Origin of the sequence: Paenibacillus woosongensis, assembly GCF_030122845.1 — a bacterium.
Lineage (GTDB): Bacteria > Bacillota > Bacilli > Paenibacillales > Paenibacillaceae > Fontibacillus > Fontibacillus woosongensis_A.
The window spans coordinates 399878-424754 of sequence record NZ_CP126084.1 but is presented as its reverse complement, the minus strand read 5'-3'; the positions used below and the strand labels follow the sequence as shown (position 1 = coordinate 424754).

Below are 24877 nucleotides of genomic sequence, written 5' to 3'. Positions count from 1 at the left end.
CCTTGCTGTAACAAAGCCTGATAAAAAAAGAAGCGGATGGATTTTCATCCACCCGCCCTTTTAGTGCAAATCATTCATTTCCAGACCGAACCTAGCTCCTGCCCTATTCGGTTATGAAGTTTAATCTCTGCAATACCTTGTGAAGCACCACAGCCGCTTCAGCCCGGGAAGCCTGCCGGTTGGGCTGCAGCAGTCCCTGGTTGTCCCCTGCAAGGATTCCCGTACCTGTCAGCCGGGACATGGCTTCTACAGCCCATGCAGAGACATCCTGCGCGTCCTTGAGGGTGGTCATGTTCAGCTGTGCTTGGCTGCCTGCAGCCTCATTTTGCGGCCCGTCTGCAAGCTCCATCGCTTTAAGCAGGGTAACGGCCATTTGCTCTCGGGTGACCGCCTCATTCGCCTTAAAGGTGCCGTCCGCGAAGCCTTGAATCAAGCCCGCCTCAACCGCGGTCTGAACGGAATCCTTGTACCATGCCGCCTCCGGTACATCGGTGAACGAATGCGTGCTTTGTGTTCCCCCTTGCGCCAGACCTAAAGCCCGAACAAGCATGGAAACCCATTCTGCGCGAGTCACCTGCTGCTGGGGATCAAATGTGCCGTTTGCCGTACCGTGAATAATGAATCTTGCCGAAAGCGCCTCAATACCAGTCTTCGCCCAATGCGCCTGAATGTCGGCAAAGGTCTTGGCCTGGACGGCAATGATGGCGATGATCCGGTCGTCCGCATTATTCGTCTTTAACACCGCATGCACCTGACCATCTTCCGTATGCAGCACGGTCAGCGGAACAAAACTCATTTGCCCCGTTGCAGGATCAATGGCGATCCCCGTGATTCCAGACGGATCGACCTTAGAGTCCAGCTTTAACGTCCGGGAGAGATAAGCCTTGCCAAAGCGGCTAATCTCGGTACTCATCCCGCCGGATTGCAGCTGGATATGAAACGCCGGGACAGCTGCGATCAGCGAGCTTCTGACGGCATCGCCCAGCAGATTGGCGATGTCTGCGGCTTCTCCGATTTCAATCCGCAGCACGGCCTGATCATCTGCCGGTTGAACGGCAGGCAGCATGGCGGACAAACTCGACTCGTATTCCGCATGTCTCGTCTGGAACGCCAGGGACAGATTGCTGGTTGCAGCGGCAATCTCATATAGTGCCTGCACCGGCAGCTCAATGACGAGCGGCTCGGATTCGGAAGCCTCGCTAAGATCCAACAGCAGTTTCGTTACCCCATCGCCAGAAGCCGCTTCCTTCAGCAGCTTTCCACTAACCTGGATCAATGCTGCCTGGCTAGGGAAATTGCCAATTACTCCAGTGCTGCCATTCCGTGTAACGGTCGGCTTGTTCTCCTTGTCCACAGACTGTTGAGCGGACTGGCCGGTGCTTCCCGAGCCGCTCCAGGACGACCCTGAACCCGGGCTTGGCGTCGGCTCAGGCTGAGGTGAAGTCGGTCCTGCAATCACCGTCACTCTTGCACTGGCCGAATAACCGCCATCCACCGTGGTCGCCGTCACTGTCGCCGCCCCGGGGCCTACCGCTGTGACTACCCCGCCGTTCACGACCGCGACCGACTCGTTATCGCTGCTCCACTCTACCTCCCGGTGGGTAGCGTTGTCCGGCGTGATGACGGCTGTTAAAGCCTGCGTCCGATGATTCGCAAGATTCAGCGTCAGCTCCGCAGGAACGAGAGAAATCCCGGTCACCGGGACGCTGTCCCCGTGATTGACCTGGATCAGCTGGAAGTCGTCGAACGCCGTCCAATTGCCGCCTTTGGCATCCGTGAACAAGCCGATTTCCACTTCCCCGCTCGTGATTTTAAATGGCTCACTGATGAACAGCGTCCAATCGGAAGAACTGGCTGAGCTTAAATCAATCTCCAGATCCGGGCCGCCGTATTTTTTGATTTCCATACGGAGGGCATTCAGATCAGCTCCGGTTCTCACCCAGATCGATGCTTGGTAGGTATCATCTGTCACGCTGGCCAAGCTGATCGTTCGATACGTATTCTGCATGTAGTCGGCTCCCGCCCAATGCGTGAGCTTATAATTCCCTGTACGCGGATTGTCGCTATCGACAAAATGGGCATCGCCGCCGGGGTTCCAGCTGCTCCAGCCCGTCGTGTCGCCATGCTCGAAGCCCGCGTTCTCCACCGGCACCGGGACGCGCGGTGTTACGGTGACGGACCGGGATGACAGCGACTCGTTCCCGTCCGTATCTACCGCCCGAACGGCGAAGGTGTAGAGCTGCTCGTTCGTCAGGCCCTCGATAACTACGGTAGGTGAAGTCACATTGCGCACCAGGCTTCCGTCCTGGTACACATTATAGGAAGCCATGTCGAATTCCGTGTTCCGCTGCCACTGCAGCGAGGCGCTTTGATCGCCGCCGATCGCTTTGATTCCTGTTGGCGCGGATGGCGCATAGCTGAACACTTGGAAATCGTCGATCGCGGCCCAATTGCCGGCTTTAGCGTCCGAATAGACGCCGATTTCCAGCTGGCCGTTCGTGACTTGGATGTTATCAAGGAAGAACGGCGTCCAGCTTCCGCCGTCGGCTTTACGCATATCTCTGGCCAGACTCTCTCCGCCGTAATTTTTAACCTCCAGCTGGAATTTGTTCTGGCCTCCGCCCGTCCGGGCCCACACTTGAACCTTGTATTTGCCGTTTGGCACCTCCAGCGTGCGGAACGTCGATTGAATATAATCCCCTGAGCCCCAATGCGTTAATTTGTATTGTCCTCTTGGGCTGTCGTTGTCGACGAACTGGGCGATTGGCTGCTGTTCCGGGTGCCACTCCGACCATCCGGCAAAAGTGCCGAGCTCGAAGTCCATATTCTCAAACGGAATCAAAGTGCCGGCAGACAACGGGATTACCGTAACCTCGGTAGACTTCGCCGACTCGTTGCCCGCCTGGTCAACCGCTGTTACCGCGAACCGGTATTCCGCGCCAGGCTGCAAGCCTTTTGCCACAAATCTCGATTCGGTGGCCGGCTCGACGGAAGCGATTCTGGCGTCATTTTGATATACATAATATCTCGCAAAATCACTGTCTAGGCTGTAATTCCACCTTAAAGCAGCCTGCTCTACTCCAGCTTCTGCCTTGAGGCCCGCAGGCACAGCAGGCGGAACGGTATCGGTACCCGAAGCTGTAGTGATGCTGACCTGCTGCGACACCCCGGATTCGCCATGGTCATTGAAAGCCGTCACCACATAATAATACGTTGTGTCTCCTCTTAAACCCTCATCCGTAAAAGTTAGGCTGGCTGCCCCTGTCATGCCGGCTTCCACGAAATCAACATACACGCCGTCGATGACCGTCGCGCCGGCAATATCCTTAACGGAACGGTAAATTTTATAGCCATTGACGTCGCTGCCTGCAGAATCCCACCGCAGCTCGGCATGGAATCCGCCCGTCACCGCGGCGCTAACCTGACCCGGTACCGCCGGAGCTCCGGCGCCCCCGCCCGCAGCAGGCGCATTCGTCGTCACAGGCGTCAATTCGAAGTCATCAAAGGTGGCCCATTCGCCCACCGTAGCTTTGGAATGGACGCCGATTTCCAACTGGCCGTTCGTGACCCGGATGTCGTCCAGCACATATTGCCTGTAGTCGCCGGTGAATCCTACATTCGCCGTCACGGAGCGGTCTGGTCCGCCGTAATTTTTGGCCTCCAGCTGAATTTCGATGTTGTCCCCTTTGCGAAGCCATACTGAGGCCTTATAAGTTCCATTCGGAACCTGTACCGTCCGGTAGGTTCTCTGCTCGTAGGCTTGACCCGCCCAGTGGGTCAGCTTGTATTCGCCGCTGCGGGCATCGCCCATTTCAGCCTTGTGCGCAGCTTCCTGACCGGCCGGCATCCATTCTTCCCAGTCCTCAAGCGTGCCTTCCTCAAAGCCGCCGTTGTAGGACAAGTAGTTCAGCGTATCGCGGTAGTGCTCGAACGAGAACTGGAACCAGTTCAAATGCACCTGTCCTTTGAGCACGACATACAGCGGATGCGTACCTGCCGCATGCTGGATCACAGTGCTCTTCGTCACCCACTGCTGCAATCCTCCGGTATTCGCCAGGCGCACTTCGCCCAGCAGCTGCCCTTGCGGCGAGCCTGTCCGGAATTCGATCGACGCGTCCTGCTCTGCGGCCGCCCGGACCTTCACGGTCGCCGTGCCGTCCACGAACTGCACGTTATCGAAGGCGATATATCCTTCATTGCCCGCAGGCGCTACGTAAGAGCCCCCTCCTGCATCGGCTGCCACTCCGGTCTGAATGCCGCTGGCATTCGCGTAGTCCTCGGCCTCAACCCGGCCGTAAGGATTCACGCCGGCATTTCCCGTCGGCGCTCCGTCCCAGGTAAAGGTAGCGACCGCCCCCGCAGGCAGAGTATATGTGAAGCTCTGGGCGCCCCACTGTACCTTAAACTCCCGCTGCGACTTGGCGGAATTGAGTACGATCAGCGCCTTGGAGCCGTCTTTGTTCTTGAAGGCCACATTCTCGATGCTTCCGCTGCCGAGCGTGTTCGATTTGATGCGAACCGCGCCTGGCCGCACAAATTTGCTGGCATGACCGAACGCATAATATTCTTCATTCAAGGAAGTAATCGATTTGGACGGCTTATCCGCCGTCACCACGCCGCGGCAGTCCGTACAGCCGCCCACCCGCGGGCCGTAATCCTCATCGAGAGCCAGGTTCCATTTCAGCACCGTCTTGGCCCAATTGCGGGTCGAACCGATGATCAGGTTCTGCACATCCCAAGCCAGGTTGTCGCCGAAGACGGGTGCAAAATCTCCGCCGGAGCTCTCCGTAAAATAAATGCCTTTATCGGGATGCAAATCATGCACCTGAGCCTGATTTTCTACTTTTCCCGCATATCCGTGAAAGGCCGAACCCGCAATGTACCGCTTCGCCTCCGGGTCGTTCAGCACCTCGATTGGATAATCCGGGTCGCTCCAGTTATGATCCCAAATTAATATTTTCGTATCGATATTCGCCGCCGCGAAGGCCGGGCCCAAATGATTCTTGATGAACTCGGCCTGCTCCGTCGCCTCCATGCGCATGCTGGCATAGTTGTCGGCTTCGTGATGCGGCTCGTTCTGAATCGTAACTGCGTCGATCTCAATGCCTTCCGCGGCATAAGCCTCGATGAACTTCACGAAGTACCGGGCGTAGGCATCGTAATACTCCGGCTTCAGCTTGCCTTTGGCCAGCGACTTGTTATCCTTCATCCAGGCGGGGGCGCTCCATGGAGAGCCCATGATCTTGATTTCGGGATTCATCGCCAGAGCCTGCTTCAACACGGGAATGATATACTGCCGGTCATGATCGATCGAAAACTGGCTTAACGAAAGATCCTCCGCATTTCCCGCCGTATCGTTGTACGTATAGTGCGAGCGGGCAAAGTCACTGGAGCCCATTGGCAACCGAATGTAGCTGAAGCCGATGCCCTGGTTGACATCGAACAACTGCTCCATCACTTCATCACGCGCTGCGTCGGTCAGCACTTCCCCCAGGAGCCAGGCTGATGAATCGGTCAACGCCGCTCCAAAGCCTTCGATTTCCTGATAAGTCGTATTCTCGTCCACATGAATCGTGTACGGGCTTGCCCCGCCCGCCGGACCAAACGCAATATCCGGCTCTTGGTGTAACAGCTTGGACTTATCCCCCGTCGTAACCCATACCTCAACCGGCTCGGATGCCGCGCCGACAGAACTGGCAAACAGTCCGGACAACATCGATAAGACGAGTGACGTGCTTAAAATGAGAGACAAGACGGACTTGCTCTGCTTCGTAATCCTCATGCCTTTCATGCGTATTCTCAGCTCCCCTCAAAATAATAACGCTTACATTTTTGGCAAGCCCTTGGCTGCCTTAGCTCATTATGGGACCCTGCCCAGCGCTTAGCTGCATTGCTAGCTCATGCGTCAGGTCCGGGGCAGCAGAAGCCGCCCCCTATCTCTCCACTCGCATTCTCGCTTAGCAATAAACTGTGCCCGCGCCGGCTCGCCAACGATAGGTTCCCACCGTCTTCGCTGGAAGCTTGGCCGTCCACTGCCGCCCTTCGCAGAGCACACAGAATTCCTGCTCCGATTCGCTCTGGTTAATCACGACGGCAATGAGTTCGCCGCCCGGATTGCGGAAAACGACGTTCGTCACGGTCTCCCTGGAGCCATAATCGCTGGCTACCCTGTACGCCCCCGGCTCCACGAACCGGGTGTACTGCCCCAGCAGGTAATATTCCGGGATGATCCAATAGTTGTCTGCATCCGCAGCATCCTGGATCATCATCGTAGGTCCCGGCGTTCCGAGCCATTGATGCGGGCTGATATTGCTGTCCAGCATCGTCACCCAGGCGTTGTAGCTGCAGGCGTAATTGCGGAAATACTGCGCCATCCGGTCTGCACCGGCCGTTCCCCACAAAGAACGCTCCGTCAAATAGATCGGCTTGTCCGGATAAGCGGCATGAATTTCGCTCATGACCTCTGGTGAGCCTTCGTAGTCATGCAGCGCAATCCCGTCAACGGCGCCGCATCCAGCTGCATCGTTCAGAATAGGCGTGACGTATGCCCAAGCATCGCTGAAATTATGATCAAAAATCCATATTTTCGTCTCCAGCCCATGCTGATCCAGCTCCTGCCGCAAGGCGACGGCCAGCTCTCTCTGCCTCTCAGGCGGCATATAGCAGCTCGGATAATCCGTCTCGAACAACGGCTCATTCTGCAGAGTCATCGCATAGATCGGAATCCCGTGCTCCTGGTAGGCCTGAATGGCTAGCCGGTAATATTTCGCCAAGGCCGCAGTGTACTCCGGCCCCTCCTTCAAGCTGCCCCGCTTCAGGCTGCCGCTCGTCTTCATCCAGGCTGGCGGACTCCAGGAGGAGGCAAATATCCTAACCTGCGGCGCCAGCGCGATCAGCTGCTGAATGGTTTCTACGATTCCGAGCCCAACATCCTTTTCTATCGAAAAATACCGCTGCTCAAAATCGGTTACCCCTTCGGGCATATCATTGTACGTATAAAAGGTCTGTCCGGTAAAATCCGAGGTTCCCAGTGTAATCCGGATTAGGTTCAGCCCGATGCCCGATTCCTCATCGACCAGAAGCCGTAGAACCTCCTCCCGGCGGGCGGGGCTCATCCTCGCCAGATTGCTGATCGTGGTCTCCTCCATCGAGGTGCCCATGCCCAATATCTGCTGACCGGCATGGCTTGGCGTGATCGTGATACGAGTCGTCTCCGTCGCCTGCGGCAACGTCAAAGCGATATCCGGCTGCCGGCTCAACCTGTAGGGAATGTCGCGCGGCCCTTCAAACCATTTCAATTTCCCCGGATCGGCCTCTGAACTCCACCATACTTCGACGGCATCGGAGAGTTGTTTTGTGCTATGCATTGCGGGCGTTCTCCTCTCTCTAACACATGTCTTATAACGCTGCCTTTCATCCTGCCTGAGCTCTCACACTACCGCTCCCGTTTAATAAAGAAGCGACGAATATTCGCCGCTTCCTCCATCCTTCAATTACTCAATGCCTCTTTCGTCAAAATACTTGTTCGCTTCCTCCTGGATATACTCCAGCAGCTTGTCGACGCCTGCGGTCTTCAGCTTCTCGCGGTATGTCTTCAGGGAAGCGTCAACATCCGAGGTCAATCCAAGCATAAGCGGTTTACCATATTGCTCGAACACTTGGTTTACGGCTGCGAGCTCAGCCTTAACAGGCGCATAATCGAGATAAATCGGTCCGAAAATATCCGGCTTGCTGATTGGCTTGAATTCTTCCTTCAGCACATCCAATCCGTCCCAGCCGCCTTTCTCTTTTTTCATGTTCGGCTCATAGCGCCAGCCCCAGCTGGCAATGTCGTAACGCGGCGTTTCATCCAAATTCACCCCCGGCGCAGGAATAACAATCGTCTTGTCGTCCTCGCCTTTCGCCCAGTGCGTGCCTTCGATGCCATAAGTCATCAGATTGAAATATTCCGGATCGTTGCGCAGCTTATCCAGCACCATCAGGGAACGCTCAGGGTTGACGGAACTCTTAGGAATTGCCATGGCATTCGAGCTCGGCAGCGTTGGAATGACATAGTTGTGGAAGCGGCTGAATGGGAAATAGCCGATTTCCATATCCAGATTTTTCGCTTTCACTTCATTGATAAATCCGCCCGCACTGGACGGGTTGCGCCAGTAAATCGCGCCTTGGCCGGTTTTAATGAAGTCGCCTGCCTCCTGGTTGGAAGAAAGCGCGTTTTTGTTCCAGTAGCCTTTTTGCTCCCATGTCTTCATTCTCTTCACCCAGGCCTCAAACTCCTCGGTGTACGGAAGAATCTGAATGTCGCGCGGATTGTCATAGGATGTTGCGCCAATGACGTCGCCGCCAATCAATTGGAAGTCATTCCAGAATTTATACAAGCTGTTTACATTCTCATAGGCTGCTCCGTTAATCGGAATGACCTTCTTCTGCGTCTTTACGGCATCCAGATAGGCTTCGATGGAATCCAGGTCCGTAAATTCAGGGAGACCGAATTCTTTACGCCAATCTTCACGGTAAACGTAGCCCAGCGGCGTATATTCCGGGTTCGTATTTGGCACCGCATAGATTCCTCCGCTGACCGTTACCGAGTCCCAATCCTCTTTCGGGACGTTCCCCCAAGTGACCGGCGCATACTGTGGCAAGAGGTCTTTCAGATCGAGGAATGCCCCTTGCTTCGAGAGCTTGTAGAAATCCGCCCAGCTGGAGGCGAAAATCATATCGATTTTCTCGCCGGACGTCAGCAGCAGGTTATACTTGGTCATCCAGTCGTTCCACGTCGTAAACTTGAGGTCAACTGTCGTATTCAGATCTCTTTCCAGCATCTTGTTCCATTCGGCAACGATTTTGCTCTGATCTTTATGCGCATCGCCGACGAGATACCAGGTCAGCTTCACCTTCTCCAGCTTCTCTCCGGCCGCTCCTTCCCCATTCGCCGCTTTTTCTGTACCTTCGTTTCCTGGCGAATTGGACGCTGTACCCCCGCCGCAGGCCGCCAGCAAAGTGATCATTAACGATAGCACCAGCAGCAGCGACAAGCGTTTCTTGGTTTTTAACATGTTGACTCCTCCTTTTGGTTACCTCATCTGTATTTCCTCCAAGCTGATATCTATGTTAGCCGGTATCCCGGTTCTAACCTTTGACGGCTCCAATCGTCAGACCCTTTACGAAGTATTTCTGGACGAATGGATAGAGCAGAATGATCGGTCCCGTGGCGACGACGGCCACTGCCATTTTGAGCGTCTCAGTCGGCGGAACGACATTGGCTGCCAGGTAGGCTCCCGTTTGAGTGCGCAGCACCGCGGCGCTGGACAATATTTTATAGAGCAAAAATTGCAGCGGATACTTGTGATCCGATGTAATAAACACGTTGGCGTTGAACCAGTCGTTCCAGTAACCGAGAGCCAGGAACAGCCCGATGGTGGCTAGGCCGGGTGTGGAAAGCGGAAGGATAATCTTCCGGTAGATCAGGAAATCTCCAGCACCGTCGATCTTCGCCGATTCAATGACCGAATCGGGAATCGATTTCATGAAGTTCCGCATCAGGATGATATTCCAAGCGCTGACCAAAGGCGGCAATATCAAGGCCCAGTAACTGTCCTTCAGCCCCAAATACTTGGTCATCATGATGTACCATGGAATCAGTCCCCCGCTGAACAGTGTCGTGAAATAAATGAAGAAGGACAAGCTGTTGCGGTAAATGAAATCCTTGCGGGACAGAACATATCCAGCCATCGATGTCAGCAGCAGGCCAAGGACCGACCCTGCTACCGTAACCCCGATGGTAACGCCATAGGCCCGGTAAATTTGTTCCGGTGTGGCGAACACCGACTTATAAGCCTCGAACGAGATCGTGTTCGGAAACAGCTTGAAGCCTTCGGCAATAATCTCCATCTCATCCGTAAACGAGCCGGCGACAATGAGCCAGAACGGAATAAGACAGACTATAGAAATCGCTGTAAGCAGCGTATATCCGATCACATTGAATGCAATGGTCGCTTTATCTGGCTTGATTTTGGTACCCTTGTTCGTCTTTCGAACCATCGGCAGCTCTTCTGCTTGAACGTGCATGCTACTCCCCCTCCTTTAGAACAATGCGTACTCCTCGCGGGTTTTCTTGATGATGTAGTTGACCGTCATGATCAGGACGAAGCCAAAGAAGGATTGGTACAATCCCGCTGCCGTTCCCATACCGATATCAAAATTGACGGTGAGTGACCGGAACACATACGTATCAATGATATCCGTCGCATCGTACAGTAAGCCGTTGTTACCGATAATTTGATAGAACAGGTCGAATTGGCCCTTCAGAATGCCGCCCAGGCTGAACAGAATCAGCAGGATGAACGTCGGCTTAAGCAGCGGCAGCGTGATGCTGCGGATTTGCTGAAAAATATTCGCCCCGTCGATCTTAGCTGCTTCGTACAGCTCGTCGCTGATGCCCATGATCGCCGCCAAATAAATAATCGTTCCGTATCCGATGCCTTTCCACACGTTAAAGAAGACAATAATGTACTTCCACGGTGCCGCATTCAGATAGAAATCGTACGGCTGCAGGCCGATTTGCTTCAGCAGCGTATTCACAACCCCCAGGTCGGAGAACATGTTGAATACGAATGCCCCGACGAGTACCCAGGACAGGAAGTACGGCAGGAACATTAGCGATTGCGCCGTCTTCTTGAACCATTTACTGGCTAGCTGAGCCAGGAAAATCGCGCTGATGATCTGCATGATGTTACCGATAATAAGAAACGCCAGGTTGTAAAGCACTGTATTCTTCGTCAGATTCCACAGGATGCCTGACTTATACAGAAACTCGAAGTTCTTGAAGCCGACGAATTCGCTTCCGAACAATCCGCCCTCAAAGTCGAAGTTCGTGAACGCGTAATACACGCCGATCATCGGAATATAGCTGAAGATAATAAAAAACAGCAGCGTAGGAGCAATCATCAGAAACAACGTCCTATTTTTGTTTAACTCTTTAAGAAAGCTGCGTTTTTCTGACATGGTAGCGGCCGCCTCCCTCATTTTGTTTATCGAGCCTGTGATCAGCTCGTCATGTAGATGTCGCCGTATATGTCGCCGTATATGTCGCCGCTGCATATCCGGCGCGCCGTGGTTGCATTGCCCATGTTAGGCCATCACCCTTATATTGACAACTAACTATCCCCGATATCGACTCACTTTTGCCTTCAAACGGGGACTATGCAATTCCGCACTAACTCTCCTTTTCCGTCACGGCCCAGTCATATCAAGGGTTTTGAGTAAACAAAACCATATAGTTATCCGGCTCTCATTCATTTTTTTTGTTGAACTTACTTAGCAAAATTAATGCAATTCATGTATCTATTTCATGGCAATTCTCTGATTTAGAGAGGAAAACTGCAAATCATGTATTTAAAACATACTTTTCCTTAGCGAGCCCTGTAACGGATTATTTTAATTCCCATAAATGCATTTAAACCGATTCCTCTCATGAATTTGCAATAATTAATGACTACAAATGTAGTTAATTCCTTATTTAATCCCATGGGATAAATAAAAATACCTCCGCAAATAGTCGCGGAGGTTTAACTGGATTAGTTATTAATATTGCTTTGATCGATACCTATCTTAGGATACCGTACCGTGCCATTTGAAGGTCATGACGGATTTACCCGGAATATTATAAGTGAAGGCTTGTTTGCCCCATTGGATTTTAATGTTCTGATTCGAGGACTGCGGGTTATAGACGACAACGACTTTGGAGCCGTCCGGATTTTTGAACGCTACGTTCTTCATGTCCCCATAGGTATTGGATTCGACCCGGTACGAGCCGGGAACCACGAATTTGCTGAAATGCCCCAGCAGATAGTACTGCTTCTTGTAAGTGACGCTATTCTCCGGCCGATCGTTGCGGTTATCCGAATTCTGAATCGTGATCATGCCGCGGTTGCTGTTGTTCGGCGCGAGCAGCGTTGGACCGCTTCGCTGATCCAGCGCAAGATTCCACGTAATGATCGATTTGGACCAGTTGCGGGTAATGTTGATGAATTCATTCGCCATGTTGTCGAAGCCGGAATGGGTGCCGTTCTCCGGATCATTCCACGTGCCAAAGCCGCCTTCGGTGAACCAGATGTCCTTATCCGGATGAGCATTATGGAGACTCGTCATTTGCGAGCCATCCCCGCTGTCGTAGTGGTGGAAAGCGCTTCCAGAAACGAAGTGGCCTTTTCCGGCGTTTTTCAAATCGGTAATCACTTTGTTCGGGTAGTTCCAGTCCAGGTAGTTATGGTCAAACGTAATGATCTTCGTGTTCAGTCCGGCATTGCGGAAGGTTGGCCCGATAAAATCGCCGATCGCACCGACTTGATCCTGCTCGCTCATTTTCATCGTCGGGTAGGTGTTTGTTTCATGCATTGGCTCGTTCTGAACCGTAATCGCGTAAATCGGAATGCCTTCATTCTGATAGGCCTGCACGAATTTTTTCAAATAGTCGGCGAAGGTCTGGTAATGCTCGGCCTTCAGCTTGCCGCCGTTTAAGGTATTGGAATATTTCATCCAGGCCGGCGCGCTCCATGTAGAGGCGAATACTTTGATGTTCGGGTTCTTGGCCAAAGCCTGCTTCACCATCGGGACGATGTACGGCTTGTCCCTGCCGATGGAGAAATTATTCAAATTGTTGTCGTTCGGGGTATCTGCGTAAGTGTAAGCTTCCCAGTTAAAATCGGAGGCCCCGATCGGCTGGCGGAGCAGGCTCAACCCGATGCCGGTTTGGCCGAACAATCTCTCCATGACCTCCGCGCGCTTGGAGGCATCCAGCTTGTAGTTCAGCAGCCAGGCAGAAGCGTCGGTAATCGACACGCCGAAGCCGTCCATTTGCTGTCTGGTCGCATTCTCGTCGATACGGATGCTGTACGTCACGCTGCCCGTATCGGCCCCAAAGGATACATCCCCCTTGCGGGTAAGTCTGGCGGAGGTGCTGAGGCCCGAATCCGCTTGCGAAGGATCGGACGTGGAGATCCATACTTCTACTGGTTCCCCGGCTGCATGCGCCTGCGTTGATGCAAACAGCGAAGATAATGCGAGTCCACCTGCCAAAGCCATGCCTAAGCTTCTCTTGACTACTTTCTTCGACAAAATTGCGATTGACATTTTACCAATTCCTCCCTTGAAATCGATTTCAATTGGATGATAGCATGTTTATTTCAGCATGAAAAGGAACAAAATTTCGGGTCAGCTAAATTGAGTCTAAATGACTAGCTTTTATTTTTGCGCAAAAAAAACGATACCCCTGGTCCGGAATGAACCAGAAGTATCGCTCTTGTTGCGCGCGCGTTCACTATTGAAACGATTAATACGCTCCGCGGATATGCTGCGCTACCTCGCTGCGGTAAAATGCTTGAAGGCGCTCCAGCTCCTCGGGTCCAAACGCCGGAACCTGCAGCGTTCCCAGGTTGTCCTCCACTTGACGGACATTCTTGAAGCCTGGAATGACGCAAGTGACTTCCGGGTGATCGAGAATCCAGCGCATTGAAGCCCTGGCCATATCCCCGCGTCCTTCCGCAATCCAGGACAGCTGGGAAGCCAGCTCCACACCTTTAGCGAAAGGCAGACCTGCAAATGTCTCGCCTACGTTGAATTGCTCCCCGTTCGCGTTGAAATTGCGGTGGTCGTCCTCGCTAAACTTCCAATCCTTCGTGAATTTACCTGTCAGGAGACCGCTCGCCAGCGGCAATCTCGCCAAAATTCCGACTCCCGCCGCCTTGGCCTCGACAAATAATTCCTCCGCCGGCTTCTGGCGGAATATATTAAAAATGACCTGCAGCGCTTTAACGCCAGGCACGCTCAGACAGAACAATCCTTCCTCCACCGTCTCTACACTAACGCCGTAGTGGCGGATTTTGCCTTCCGCCTTCAGCTTGTCCAGCACCTCGAACACCTTGCCATCCTTCAGCACCGCAAGCGGCGGACAGTGGATCTGATACAGGTCGATGCGCTCGCGCTGCAGCCGTTTCAGGCTGCCTTCGCAGTAGGCGCGAACGGATTCCTCGGAATACGTATTCAGATCGTGAATATCCCCCGCCCGGCAAAACTTGGTGGCGATGTGGATTTCGTCCTCTTTGCCTTTGGTCGCTTTGGCCAGCAGCTCTTCCGCATGCCCTGAGCCGTACACATCCGCTGTATCAAAAAAATTAACACCTTGCTCCATCGCCGTCGCCAGACCGCGCAGCGCCTCCTGGTCATCGGAATGCCCCCAGCTACCGCCGATCGCCCATGTTCCGAAGCTCAGCTCGCTGACGCGTAATTCTGTATCTCCTAATTGCCGATAGTTCATATCCCATCCTCCTTAATACATACCACTCTCAATATGAGAATAGTCAAAAAAGCGCTTTCCCGCAACCTGTACGGCAAAAAAGCGCTGGATATTAAACGATTTTGTTATTTTATCCCCTGTGGTTCCTACTTGGCTACGGCAAATTGCTCATACTTTTCCATAAACGCTTCAATGCTCTGGACGGGGACCAGGTATCGCTGGCCTCTTGTATGGATGATAACCTTATCCATCGAGCGGTTAAAGCCGATTGGTGTGATATTGGCGGGTGAATTGTGACATTTGTCCGTCAAATATTGATCCGCAACCTCTATATGGCTAATCTCCTGTTTGCTGAGAACAAGCTTATTAAATAGATGCCGGATGACCAAATGCTCCCCTTGGAAAGAAACACTTACGCTGAATAACCAGGCGAAAATAAAAAGGATGGCGGCCACAATTCCTATAGAAAGAACGATATACATTTGGCATCTCCCTCTTTTTTTCAATAATATTACATAAGTCGGGGCAAAGCCAGAGCCTTTGCGAAAATCGCGCTTGTGGGAAGCAGTACAAATACCGCATCACAGGCACCATCCAAGCTCCCGTTAAGCCGGAATAATAAAAGGGCAACTGCTCATTGAATTTGGCCCTGCCAAAAATGCAGGATGTTCTGGTTAAGGAATTTTAGGATGGGCTCATGTACTGCTTAAGGCTACGGGTTCCACAGTCACGCACAAAGAAAAGGAAAAGGAAGCGATGGAGGGATTACTGCAAAAGTGGCTCGTTCCTTTGGATAAATATTAAGAGTAATTCCTGAATTGCAACGGCCAACAGGAGTATAAACATTCTGTTTAAACGATCATGCACCGCCGAGTGTCATTAAAAGTTCATGTACCCATCTTACGGATGCATAAGCCGGGTAGGTCTCTTCCGTTGTTTATACTCCTGTTTATACTTCATTTACAATATATGCATTCATATTTTGATGTTTGGTGTCGGGAGGTCTTCGTCTGGTTTGGCGTTTGTCCCAGCTCCCACAAATCACTGATTAAATAAATTTACTCACTAATTGAGGGTTTCGCTTTCCAAAAGGTCAAAGAACGGTTCTTGGATAACTTAAATGTATTTTATACAGCTAGTTAAGCTGGTTTTATCCTAAATACATGCGCTAAATGGGAATCATGCAGTTAGTTTTCCTGAATAGCGCTTATTCGTCGCAAAAACCTAAAACTAAATTTATGTAAAAACCTAGCTTTGTCCCCATATGAGAGAAAATCCTGCACATTTGCATCAATGTAGCTAAAAAGTAGAGTGTCGCATGATGATTCTTGTACAATTGCATCATTCTTACAACGGTAATCCCAGCTCCCTGCCCGGTGTTTGGCGTTGCATGACGATGGTCGGTCGCATTGATGGTCGCAATACCACGAAGGTGGCAAGTCATACGATAGCAGTCAGTCACACCAGGGCAACCCAATCATACGATAGCGGTCAGTCAACAGAGCCGATGATCACACGATTGTGGTTTATCACACCATGGCCGCCGATCGCACCTTGGGAACTCCTTCACCCGGCAATCCCGCTCACAACGGGAGCTGCTTGAACATCATGACCGCCGCGCCCGTAGATACGGCATGTTCCTGAAGGACACCCTTCGAGAAAATAGGCTGATACTCCGGATAATAATAGATGTTCTTCTGCGCGACGGAAATGGCGGTATCGTAATACAGCCCGTGAGCGTTGATGAGCGCTCCCCCCAGGATTACCGTCTCCGGATGGAGGATGTTGATCAGATTAGCCAGACCGATCCCCATGTAAACGGCGGATTGGGTAAACAGCTCGCGGATAAAAGGATCTCCCTCGTTCAGCGCCTCTACCAGCATATCGAAGTGAATGCCGTCCGGCTGAAAGTTCTCCGCTCCGGCCAGCTGGCTCCGACCCATTTTTCGCTGCTCTCTAACCTGCTTCTCCAAAGCCTGCACCGAAGCAAAAGCCTCCAGCGCTCCGTAATTCCCCTCATTGTGCAGTCTCGGCCCATCCGTCTGGATGATCATTTGGCCAATGGAGCCCTCCATATCCATCGCTCCATGAACGAGGGAACCGCCTGACATCATGGCGGACCGCAGCCCCGATCCGGCGTGGATGTACAGCATGTGCTGAACCTTCTCGCCGCGCAAAGCCCAATGCTCGCCGATCAGCGCCGTATTCGCTCCATTCTCCAAGGCTGCAGGGATCCCCGTCTCCTTCTCCAGCTGCTCGCAAATCGGAACATGGGCCCAGCCCGCAGCGGCAAAGTACCGCGGCTCCAAAATAACCCCGCGATGCCTGTCCAGCGGCCCTACAGCCCCGACTCCAATACCCGCCACCTTATCTTTGTCCAAGCCGTTCTCCTGCAGCATAACATCGATCTTCGCGCTGACATGGCGCACCAGCTTCTCCGGCGTCATCGTCTCATCCATCGTCCAGCGGCAATAGGAAAGGGCCTTCATATTCAAATCAAACAGGCCCAGCGCAGAGTAAAGCCGGGATATTTCCAATCCGAAAATCACTTTATGTCTGGGATTGACCTGATACAGAATCGGCTTTCTGCCGCCTGTGGACTCCCCGAAGCCTGCTTCTGCCAGCCATCCCTCACTCGTTAGCTCATCTAACAATCTCGTCAGGCTGCTGCTGGTCAAACCGAATTCGTCCAACAGCTCGGCTTTGGAAACGTGTTCCTGCCCGGCGATGCGCTCAAATACCGATTTTTTTGCGCTTAAGGCTGCTTGGCTTACTTTATTCATCAAGGTTCGCCTCGTTTTATTCATATTATTCTTATCGGATATCTATTCATCATTATATCTACTTGCCCGTAAATTTTCCAGTTCCATACTTTTATCCAGCTAGACAAAAAGTGTTTAATACCCTATAGGATTACTGTGAAAAAATTGTCGATTTTTCAGTTATCACTATTATATTACATCGGTGCCGAACATTTTTTAAATAAATCTTAAATAATCCCAAAAACTTAATTCCATTTTGATAAAAAGTTGTTATAATTGAATTAGTTACAACGGATTTATCACAAGTATGCTGTGACATCAAGCAATTAGGGAGAGAATGAAGCATGCTAACCGGATTTATAAGCAAGTTGATCATACTGCGGGATTTGTTTTGGACATTTTTTAAAATCGGGCCTTCTACCTTTGGTGGGGGCTATGCGATGATTTCTACAATTGAACATGAAGTGGTGGAGAAGCGGCAGTGGATGGATGAACGGGAAATCAGTGATATTTTCTCCATTGCGGGATCAGCTCCCGGCGGGGTCGGCGTCAATTCCTCGGCCTTTATCGGCTACCGGCTGGGCAAAATTCCCGGAGCGGTAGCGGCAGTTCTGGGCATCACGCTGCCTACCTTTCTGATCTTGATCGGCTTAAGCGCGGGATATGCCCTGCTGCAAAATGAGCCGAAAATGATTGCCGCCTTCAAAGGCATCAACGGCGCCGTCATCGGCTTGATTGCTGTCGCTGCCTACAGAATGGGCAAAACCTCCTTGTTCGACCTTTCTACCAAGCTGGTGACCATCGCCTCGCTTCTGCTATTGTTGTTTACCGGCCTGAACCCGATTTTCCTCATCTTGATCGGTCTCGCAGCAGGCAACGTCATCATGGGCGTGAAAAAAGCGCTGGGATTGCCGCTTCATACAGAAAAAGAATCCCAGGCCGCAGGCTCTGGGACGGAATTCATAGAGTATTACATTTAATTGATAAGAGGTGGATGGCGTGCTGCTGTGGAAGCTGTTTCTTATTTTCATGAAAATTGGTTTTGCGTCTTTTGGAGGCGGCTATGCCGTCATCTCTATGATCCATTATGAAATAAGCCAGTACGGCTGGATTACTCCGGAACGCTTTCAGCATATTGTTGCTCTGGCCGGCATGTCCCCCGGCTCCATTGCCGTCAATGCCGCGATGCTGATCGGCCTGGACACGGCTGGAATGCCGGGGGCGATTGCCGCTATTGCGGGGATTACTTTGCCGTCGCTGATCATTATCGTGCTGGCAGCCCGTTTTTTTTACAAGATTCATACCAAACCCTGGGTGCAATATTCGCTCTACGGCTTGCGTCCGATTATTATCGGGCTCATTATCTACGCCGCAATTCACCTTGGCTTCCCCAGCCTGACGAGCAGCCTGCTCAATTGGGCGACCTTGGCAACCCTGCTCATCGGAGGCGCCGCCTTCGTATCGATCGTACGATACAAAGTTCACCCGCTTATGGTGATCGGCTTGTCCGCCTGTGCAGGCATTGTGTTGTTTTGACATCTGTACGGTGTTAGACTCAGTTTCGGCTATATCGCGTTTTCTGCACAGCAGTGCTTGTATTTTCTGGTGCTGCCGCAGGCGCAGAGATCGTTTCGTCCCGGCAGTTTTCCTTTGAAGTAGAGCTTCAGATTCCGTTCAAAAAGCTGCTGTCTTAATTCGGCCCCAAGCTTCTTCATCCGCTCTTCCGCATACCCGTAAATTTGCTTGTAGCTCGCACAGAAATAATCAACCTCCGATGCGCTTAAATCCTCTGTCCATTTTCGGTTGCGAGGGCAGCCCCCATGACACAGCCGCTGATATTCGCAGGTGCGGCACATTTCGGGAAGCGTAGGCTTCATGCCGAGAAACTTATCGCGCAAAGGATGGGCCAGCAATTCTTCAATGCTATGCGTGGCCGCATTCCCCAGCTTCCAGTCCTCGTGAATATAGAAATCGCAAGGATATACGTCCCCGTTCTGCTCGAGTACAAGCATCGTGCTGCATCCGGCACTGAGAATGCAAAGCTCCGGGTCCCGGTACAGATAGGAGCTCAACATATTATCGAAGAAGCGGATGGATGTGCGCGGCTTCCCTTCGTTATACCAATAGTCAAATGCCTCGCACAAAAAGTTGCCGTACTCTTCAGGGGTAATTTCATAGACACCCGGCATACCGATCTGCTGGGAGCGGAAAGACATGCAGGGAATGAACTGGATATACGCAAAGCCCTGCTCCTCGTAAAAGCGCATCAGCTCCTGCGCCTTGCCGACATTTCCTTGATGCACAACCGTAAGAATATTGAAATCGACATCATGGCCGCGCAAAACTTCAATCCCCTTCATCACGCGATCGAAGCTGCCTGCTCCCCGGGAATCTACTCTTCTCGCATCATGAATCGATTGTGGACCGTCCAGGCTGACGCCGATCAGGAACTGGTACGTCTTAAAAAAGGCAGCCCACTTCTCGTTGATCATCGTCCCGTTCGTTTGCAGAGAATTGCTGATCGAAGTGCGCGGGGGCGCATGCTTGACCTGCAGCTCCACCACCTCTTCAAAAAAGGACAGGCCTGCCAGCAATGGCTCGCCGCCCTGCCAAGTAAATGAAGCCCTCCCCTTGCTGATGCTCATATACTCCTGAATGAATTTCTCCAGAATGGAAGAATCTATTCTATTGATTTTTGGGCCCGGCTTACCGGCGCAAGTACTATAGTAGCAATAGTCGCAGGCGAGGTTGCAGTCCTCCGAAACCGTCTTCCACATCACGCCGACATCGCCATAGGCTGCCGCTGCACAAGATTGATTCATCATGTCCTCCTTCACGGATATCCCGTTTCCATAGCAGTTATGCTAAGACCAGCAAATAAAAAATAGGCCTGGAAGCCGGCGGAATCGCCGATCTCCAAGCGAAATCATATTAATCGTCTTCTCTTTTCTCCAGCCCTAGCCGAAGGTATTGCTCTTCTGGCGCATCAACCCGCTTCATCTCCGCCCGGAGCAAATCAATCATATGCTCTTCCACCGCCTCATCCTGCAAAGGATGCTGCTGAGCATAATCCTCTTCAAGACTGAATAGCTGCGATTGCATCACCCGCCGATTGCCCGTATAAGGCCTGCCTTCCGCCGTCAGCGGAATTTTGAATAACGGATAATCCGTACGCTCTAAGTAACGGCCGCATTCGATCTCTTTCTCCATACCACCGCCAAGAAACGAACGGAATGTCGTCGGCATCGCCGTATAAATATGACACGGATGATTGTCCGCCGACTTTGGAGAGCGCATGTAAGTATGGCGGCCATCGGTCACGTTCACTGCCATGCCATGATATCCATAGATCGCCGCTTCGCGCACTTGATTCTCTCGTCCTTCCAGCAGCCCCCGAAGGGAGTAGCCCTTCACCTCATCGGGTATCTGGACGCCCATATAATCCAGAATCGTCGGCATCAAATCGATGTTTTGCGATAAAGCATGGATTCGCCTGCCTTCTCCCTGACCGCCCGGCGGGCGGATCATCAGCGGGATATGGGCTAATTCATTGTAGACGTGCATCTGGTTCTTCCCGAGCAGCTCATGCTCCCCGAGCAAAAAGCCGTGATCGGTCGTAAAGATGAACAAGGTATCCTCCCATAAATGGAGACGATCCATCGTGTCGAGCAGCTTGCCGAACCAATGATCGATCATCGTCAGATTGGCGGCATATCTTGCATTTAAATGACGAAGGGCATCCTCAGGAACATCGGCATCCCCATAAATCGGCCAATCAAACCTCGGTCCGTTATATGTGTCCTTATACTGCTCTAAATAATGCGGCGGGCAATCAAACGGCTCATGAGGATCGAAGGCCTCCACCCACAGGAAGTAGTTATCCTCGTCCTTGTTGCGCTCCAGCCAATCGCATGCCGCTGACAATGTCCGCGGTCCCGGATAATCTTCCTCTTTCTCAAAGCGGCTGCGGTTATGCTCATACTGATCCTCGATTCGGCCGTAATACTGCTCTGGCCTAGGCGGCTCGGCAATGACGGAATGCCAAGGATCGCCCTCCTGTCCACGGTGAAAGTCCCAGGTGGTAAACGCCTGACAGTAATTCTCCCCGCCCCGGGAGAAATAATGATAGTGATCGGTGATGATGTGACTGAATATTCCGGCCTCGCGCAGCACCTCCGGCAAAGTCCGGTCAAACGGTTCGATGCCGCCCCAGCCTTTCTCCAGAAACGATGCCCGCCCCGTCAGCAGATCCCTTCTTGCCGGCATGCAAGGCAGCGATCCAGACCAATGCTGTCCGAATACGACGGATTTCTCTGCGGCACGGTCAATATTCGGCGTATTCGCCTCACCGCCATAGGCTGGAAGGCTGCGCCGATTCAGCGTATCCAACAATACCAGAATGGTCTTCATGCCAATACCTCCTACTTAAGCTTTTAACCCTGTCGTCACGATACCCTGTACAAAATATTTCTGCGCCGCCAAAAATAGCACTACAAGCGGCAGGACAACAAGAGTCGTCGCCGCCATCAGCAGGTTCCATTCCACGTTCGTCTCTCCGCGAAAAATCGTCAACCCGAGCTGAACCGTTCTCATTCCTTCGGTATTCGTCATAATCAGAGGCCACATATAATCATTCCAGGCCGAAGTCGTCTTAAAAATAGCCAGCGTCGCCAGAATCGGCTTGCTCAGCGGCAAATAAATTTGATAGAACACCCGGAACTTGGAGGCCCCGTCAATCTGCGAAGCTTCGTCCAAAGCTCTGGGAAAATTGAGGAAAAACTGCCGGCAGAGAAAAATCCCAAATGAGCCCGCGATAAACGGCAGGATCAGTCCTGTATAGCTGTTAATGAATCCGATCCCGTCTTGACCAAACAGATTATTGCCGCCCGCCAGCGGGAACTGCTTCATCATCAGAAAAGTAGGAATCATCGTCGTCTGAGCCGGCACCATGATCCCGATCAGCACCGAGAAGAACAAAATATCTCTCCCCGGGAATCTCAGCCGCGCGAAGGAATATCCCGCCATGGAATTCAGCACCAGACTGATCACGACCGTAATGATCGTGACGACAAAGGAATTATAAAAATACTTCAGCCAATCGCCCCGCGACAGCGCTTCCGCATAATTGTCAAAATGCCATACTTTCGGAAACAAAGAAAAGGTCGGTGACTGGATCTCTCCCATCGTTTTGAACGAGGTCAGCACCATGATCAAGAAAGGCGTCAGCATGACCAGCGATACCGCCAGCAAAACGACCGACATCACGACCAAGCCCATACTTCTGCTTCTCAATTTGCCCACCCCCATCGATTAATCCACATCCAAATCATCCCCCTGATTGCCGTACTTGAAGTTAATCAAGGTAATGACCAGCGTGATGAGAAAGAGGACAATGGCCATTGCCGAAGCATATCCCATTTGGAAATCCTGAAAGCCGCGGAGGTAAATTTGATGCACGACCGTCGTCGTCGAATTTAGCGGTCCCCCGGCCGTCATAATATTGACCTGTTCAAATACCATAAACGAGTTAATGCAGGACATGACCAGAATAAAAAAGGTCGTTGGCTTCAGCATCGGAATCGTAATCGAGAAAAATTGCCGGATCTTCGACGCCCCGTCCATATGCGCCGCCTCGTACAGGCTGGACGGAATCGACTGCAGGCCCGCCAGGTAAACGATCATCGTATAACCCAGCGATTTCCAAATGCTCATAATGACGACGGCCATCATCGCCGTGTTCGGATTGTAGAGCCACTGAATCGGATCAATCCCAAACACCTTGATCATCCGATTCAAAATGCCGAGGGCCGGGTCATAAATCCACAGCCAGATCATCGAAACGGCCACCATTGAAGTCACGTTCGGAATATAAATACTGGCCCGGGAGAATACGCGGCCAAAGAGCTTGCCATTCAACAGAACGGCTAAAATTAAGCCTAAGAACAATTGGGGCACAATCGTAAATAACGCATAGATGAACGTGTTGTACATCGCCTTGCCGAACAGCGCATCCTGCAGGAGCCGGGCATAGTTCTGCAAACCGACAAATTCCGGCGCACTATAGAAGTTATAATTCGTAAAACTGTAATACACGCCGACGACCAAGGGTATGAAAATAAATAGAAAATAAATCAAATAGCCGGGCGCGATCATCGCGTAGCCTACATAGTCGATGCTCAGCCGCTGCTTCGGTCTGATCTTCCCATTCGTCTCCACAGAACGGGATAGCGTTGGTTCCATAGGTTAACCACCTCGCTCAAGTCTGGTTTTCTTCATCCTATACGAAACGCCTGTGCTCATCGAAGCAAGCAGGCGTTTCGTTCCATAAACATCTCTCTATTTTCCAATCAGGTTAGGAAGCTCACGATTCAACTGCTCCACGCCCTGCTTCATCGCTTCCTCAGCTGAAATCTTCCCGTAGAAGGCGCCCTCCAGGTTCTGGCTGATAATCTCGCTCAGCTTCCCGGCATAAGTTACCTTCGCCGCGCCTTTACCGTACGAGACCGCATCAAAAATCGCTTGGTTAACCTCCGGCTTGTCCTGGATATAATCCTGCTCCAGCGATTTCAGGACAACCGGGGTGCCCAGCTCCGTATAACGCTTCCACGTCTCTTCCTTGGACATAATGTGCTGGATAAACTCCGCCGCGAGCTCCTTATTTTTACTCTGCGAGCTCATGAACAGCAAGCGCATGCCCGCGAAGGTCGCCTTTTCCTTCCTGGCGATCGGTCCGGAAACGCCGATTTGTCCAACCAGTTCGGGATTTTCCTTCTGCAGATTCGTGTAAGCAGCCGGACTATCATAAGCAATTGCCGCCTTGCCGTTCGGGAACAGGTTCTCATTCGATTTGTCGGAATTGTTCGGAATGGTGATGCCATCCAAGACAAGCTCCGCCAAAAATTCCGTAGCTTCAATCGCCTCTGGCGAATCGAATAATGGCGTGTTTGTCTGCTCGTCGATGATCTGTCCGCCGTTTTGCAGAACAAAGGATTGCCACAGCGTCCATGCCGATGCCGTCGGAATCGCGAATCCGGCCAGTGTCGTGGTATTGCCGTCCTTCTTCGTCAGCTTGCGGGCATAGTCCGCCAGCTCCTCCCAGCTTCCTGGCGGCTTCTCTGGATCCAGGCCCGCCTCTTTGAACAGGTCCTTCCGCCACAGCAGGACGCGCGGATCGGGGATAAAGCCCACACCGTAAAGACTGCCGTTATACGTTCCGGTATCCAAAATATTCTCCATCATATCGCTTCTGCCATCCCAGTTGGACAGATATCCATCGAGCGGCTCATATTGGCCTAAGCTGGCCCGCTGCGCTACCGAAGCCAGCGTATAGGACAGAACGTCAGGGGACGTGCCGCTAGCATAAGCCGCATTCAGCTTCGTCTCCATGTCATTGCCGAACGGCGCTTCGCTCAGCTCGATTTTGACGCCGGGATGACTGGCTTCAAATTCGCTGATCACTCGTTTCCAATACGCATTCTCCTGCGCATCGGTACCTGCTCTCCAGAAGGTCAGCGTTGTCGTTTCTCCACTGCCGTCCGCTTTCTTCTTGTTCAACTGCTCCGTGCCGCTGCTGCCTCCGCACGCGCTCAGCACGGAAGCGGCCAGAACGGTCACCAGCACGGTGGCTAGCCATTTCTTCTTCATGTTCAGACCTCCCTGTTTCATGTCTTCTTGTTGTTGCTGAATTCATTATAGAAAAGAGGCCCAATGGCCCAGTGATAGAGAATTCCGCTTTTTCTCCACAAAAAACGCCTTCTCTATTAATCTAAATAATCCGCTCCAAAAGAAATAGCAAAATATTTCTGCCGCATAGCAAATTATT

Annotated in this window: 16 protein-coding genes; 2 read left to right on the top strand and 14 right to left on the bottom strand. The window is 52.1% G+C overall.

Features of this window, described 5'->3' with window-relative positions:
- Positions 1–103: 103 nt before the first annotated feature.
- The 9 genes from QNH46_RS01955 to QNH46_RS01915 all read right to left on the bottom strand — a co-directional run bounded on the left by QNH46_RS01955 (position 104) and on the right by QNH46_RS01915 (position 17076).
- Entirely contained in the window at positions 104–5791 is a 5688-nt protein-coding gene (locus QNH46_RS01955) for an S-layer homology domain-containing protein (RefSeq protein ID WP_283926687.1), read from the bottom strand.
- A 166-nt stretch (positions 5792–5957) separates the two neighbouring features.
- Positions 5958–7367, bottom strand: coding sequence for a glycoside hydrolase family 30 protein (locus QNH46_RS01950; RefSeq protein ID WP_283926686.1), 1410 nt, complete (start codon positions 7365–7367; stop codon positions 5958–5960).
- 126 nt (positions 7368–7493) lie between these two features.
- Positions 7494–9056, bottom strand: a complete 1563-nt coding sequence (locus QNH46_RS01945; protein WP_283926685.1) for an extracellular solute-binding protein — start codon at positions 9054–9056, stop codon at positions 7494–7496.
- A gap of 73 nt (positions 9057–9129) precedes the next feature.
- Positions 9130–10068, bottom strand: a complete 939-nt coding sequence (locus QNH46_RS01940) for a carbohydrate ABC transporter permease (protein WP_373870966.1) — start codon at positions 10066–10068, stop codon at positions 9130–9132.
- A gap of 15 nt (positions 10069–10083) precedes the next feature.
- Entirely contained in the window at positions 10084–11004 is a 921-nt protein-coding gene (locus QNH46_RS01935; RefSeq protein WP_213590784.1) for an ABC transporter permease, read from the bottom strand.
- A gap of 606 nt (positions 11005–11610) precedes the next feature.
- On the bottom strand, positions 11611–13131 hold the full coding sequence (locus tag QNH46_RS01930; RefSeq protein ID WP_283926684.1) for a glycoside hydrolase family 30 protein: 1521 nt from the start codon (positions 13129–13131) through the stop codon (positions 11611–11613).
- A gap of 199 nt (positions 13132–13330) precedes the next feature.
- Positions 13331–14314, bottom strand: coding sequence for an aldo/keto reductase (locus tag QNH46_RS01925; protein ID WP_283926683.1), 984 nt, complete (start codon positions 14312–14314; stop codon positions 13331–13333).
- A gap of 125 nt (positions 14315–14439) precedes the next feature.
- Entirely contained in the window at positions 14440–14775 is a 336-nt protein-coding gene (locus QNH46_RS01920) for a SunI/YnzG family protein (RefSeq protein WP_283926682.1), read from the bottom strand.
- A gap of 1101 nt (positions 14776–15876) precedes the next feature.
- A complete protein-coding gene (locus tag QNH46_RS01915) occupies positions 15877–17076 on the bottom strand; it encodes an ROK family transcriptional regulator (RefSeq protein WP_283926681.1) in 1200 nt (399 codons plus the stop codon).
- 419 nt (positions 17077–17495) lie between these two features.
- On the opposite strand from QNH46_RS01915, the gene QNH46_RS01910 reads away from it, so the two are divergent.
- Both QNH46_RS01910 and QNH46_RS01905 read left to right on the top strand, forming a co-directional pair.
- Entirely contained in the window at positions 17496–18035 is a 540-nt protein-coding gene (locus QNH46_RS01910; protein WP_430691872.1) for a chromate transporter, read from the top strand.
- Positions 18036–18084: 49 nt separating this feature from the next.
- A complete protein-coding gene (locus QNH46_RS01905) occupies positions 18085–18591 on the top strand; it encodes a chromate transporter (RefSeq protein ID WP_283926679.1) in 507 nt (168 codons plus the stop codon).
- 29 nt (positions 18592–18620) lie between these two features.
- Here QNH46_RS01905 and QNH46_RS01900 read toward each other — a convergent pair whose 3' ends face one another.
- The 5 genes from QNH46_RS01900 to QNH46_RS01880 form a co-directional block, all read right to left on the bottom strand.
- The gene (locus QNH46_RS01900) at positions 18621–19877 is read right to left on the bottom strand and encodes an anaerobic sulfatase maturase (RefSeq protein WP_283926678.1); all 1257 of its coding nucleotides are present in this window, start codon (positions 19875–19877) and stop codon (positions 18621–18623) included.
- Positions 19878–19986: 109 nt separating this feature from the next.
- Positions 19987–21465, bottom strand: coding sequence for a sulfatase (locus QNH46_RS01895; protein WP_283926677.1), 1479 nt, complete (start codon positions 21463–21465; stop codon positions 19987–19989).
- A gap of 15 nt (positions 21466–21480) precedes the next feature.
- Positions 21481–22356, bottom strand: a complete 876-nt coding sequence (locus QNH46_RS01890) for a carbohydrate ABC transporter permease (protein ID WP_283926676.1) — start codon at positions 22354–22356, stop codon at positions 21481–21483.
- Between the two features lie 9 nt (positions 22357–22365).
- The gene (locus tag QNH46_RS01885) at positions 22366–23295 is read right to left on the bottom strand and encodes a carbohydrate ABC transporter permease (protein WP_283926675.1); all 930 of its coding nucleotides are present in this window, start codon (positions 23293–23295) and stop codon (positions 22366–22368) included.
- A gap of 96 nt (positions 23296–23391) precedes the next feature.
- The gene (locus QNH46_RS01880) at positions 23392–24699 is read right to left on the bottom strand and encodes an ABC transporter substrate-binding protein (protein ID WP_283926674.1); all 1308 of its coding nucleotides are present in this window, start codon (positions 24697–24699) and stop codon (positions 23392–23394) included.
- Positions 24700–24877: the final 178 nt, after the last annotated feature.

Excerpts from the sequence above, each read along its gene's own strand:
- QNH46_RS01955 (WP_283926687.1), bottom strand. The coding sequence starts at position 5,791 with ATGAAAGGCATGAGGATTACGAAGCAGAGCAAGTCCGTCTTGTCTCTC.
- QNH46_RS01915 (WP_283926681.1), bottom strand. The coding sequence starts at position 17,076 with ATGAATAAAGTAAGCCAAGCAGCCTTAAGCGCAAAAAAATCGGTATTT.
- QNH46_RS01930 (WP_283926684.1), bottom strand. The coding sequence starts at position 13,131 with ATGTCAATCGCAATTTTGTCGAAGAAAGTAGTCAAGAGAAGCTTAGGC.
- QNH46_RS01940 (WP_373870966.1), bottom strand. The coding sequence starts at position 10,068 with ATGCACGTTCAAGCAGAAGAGCTGCCGATGGTTCGAAAGACGAACAAG.
- QNH46_RS01885 (WP_283926675.1), bottom strand. The coding sequence starts at position 23,295 with ATGGAACCAACGCTATCCCGTTCTGTGGAGACGAATGGGAAGATCAGA.
- QNH46_RS01950 (WP_283926686.1), bottom strand. The coding sequence starts at position 7,367 with ATGCATAGCACAAAACAACTCTCCGATGCCGTCGAAGTATGGTGGAGT.
- QNH46_RS01905 (WP_283926679.1), top strand. The coding sequence starts at position 18,085 with ATGAAAATTGGTTTTGCGTCTTTTGGAGGCGGCTATGCCGTCATCTCT.
- QNH46_RS01910 (WP_430691872.1), top strand. The coding sequence starts at position 17,496 with ATGATTTCTACAATTGAACATGAAGTGGTGGAGAAGCGGCAGTGGATG.
- QNH46_RS01935 (WP_213590784.1), bottom strand. The coding sequence starts at position 11,004 with ATGTCAGAAAAACGCAGCTTTCTTAAAGAGTTAAACAAAAATAGGACG.
- QNH46_RS01900 (WP_283926678.1), bottom strand. The coding sequence starts at position 19,877 with ATGAATCAATCTTGTGCAGCGGCAGCCTATGGCGATGTCGGCGTGATG.
- QNH46_RS01945 (WP_283926685.1), bottom strand. The coding sequence starts at position 9,056 with ATGTTAAAAACCAAGAAACGCTTGTCGCTGCTGCTGGTGCTATCGTTA.
- QNH46_RS01920 (WP_283926682.1), bottom strand. The coding sequence starts at position 14,775 with ATGTATATCGTTCTTTCTATAGGAATTGTGGCCGCCATCCTTTTTATT.
- QNH46_RS01925 (WP_283926683.1), bottom strand. The coding sequence starts at position 14,314 with ATGAACTATCGGCAATTAGGAGATACAGAATTACGCGTCAGCGAGCTG.
- QNH46_RS01895 (WP_283926677.1), bottom strand. The coding sequence starts at position 21,465 with ATGAAGACCATTCTGGTATTGTTGGATACGCTGAATCGGCGCAGCCTT.
- QNH46_RS01880 (WP_283926674.1), bottom strand. The coding sequence starts at position 24,699 with ATGAAGAAGAAATGGCTAGCCACCGTGCTGGTGACCGTTCTGGCCGCT.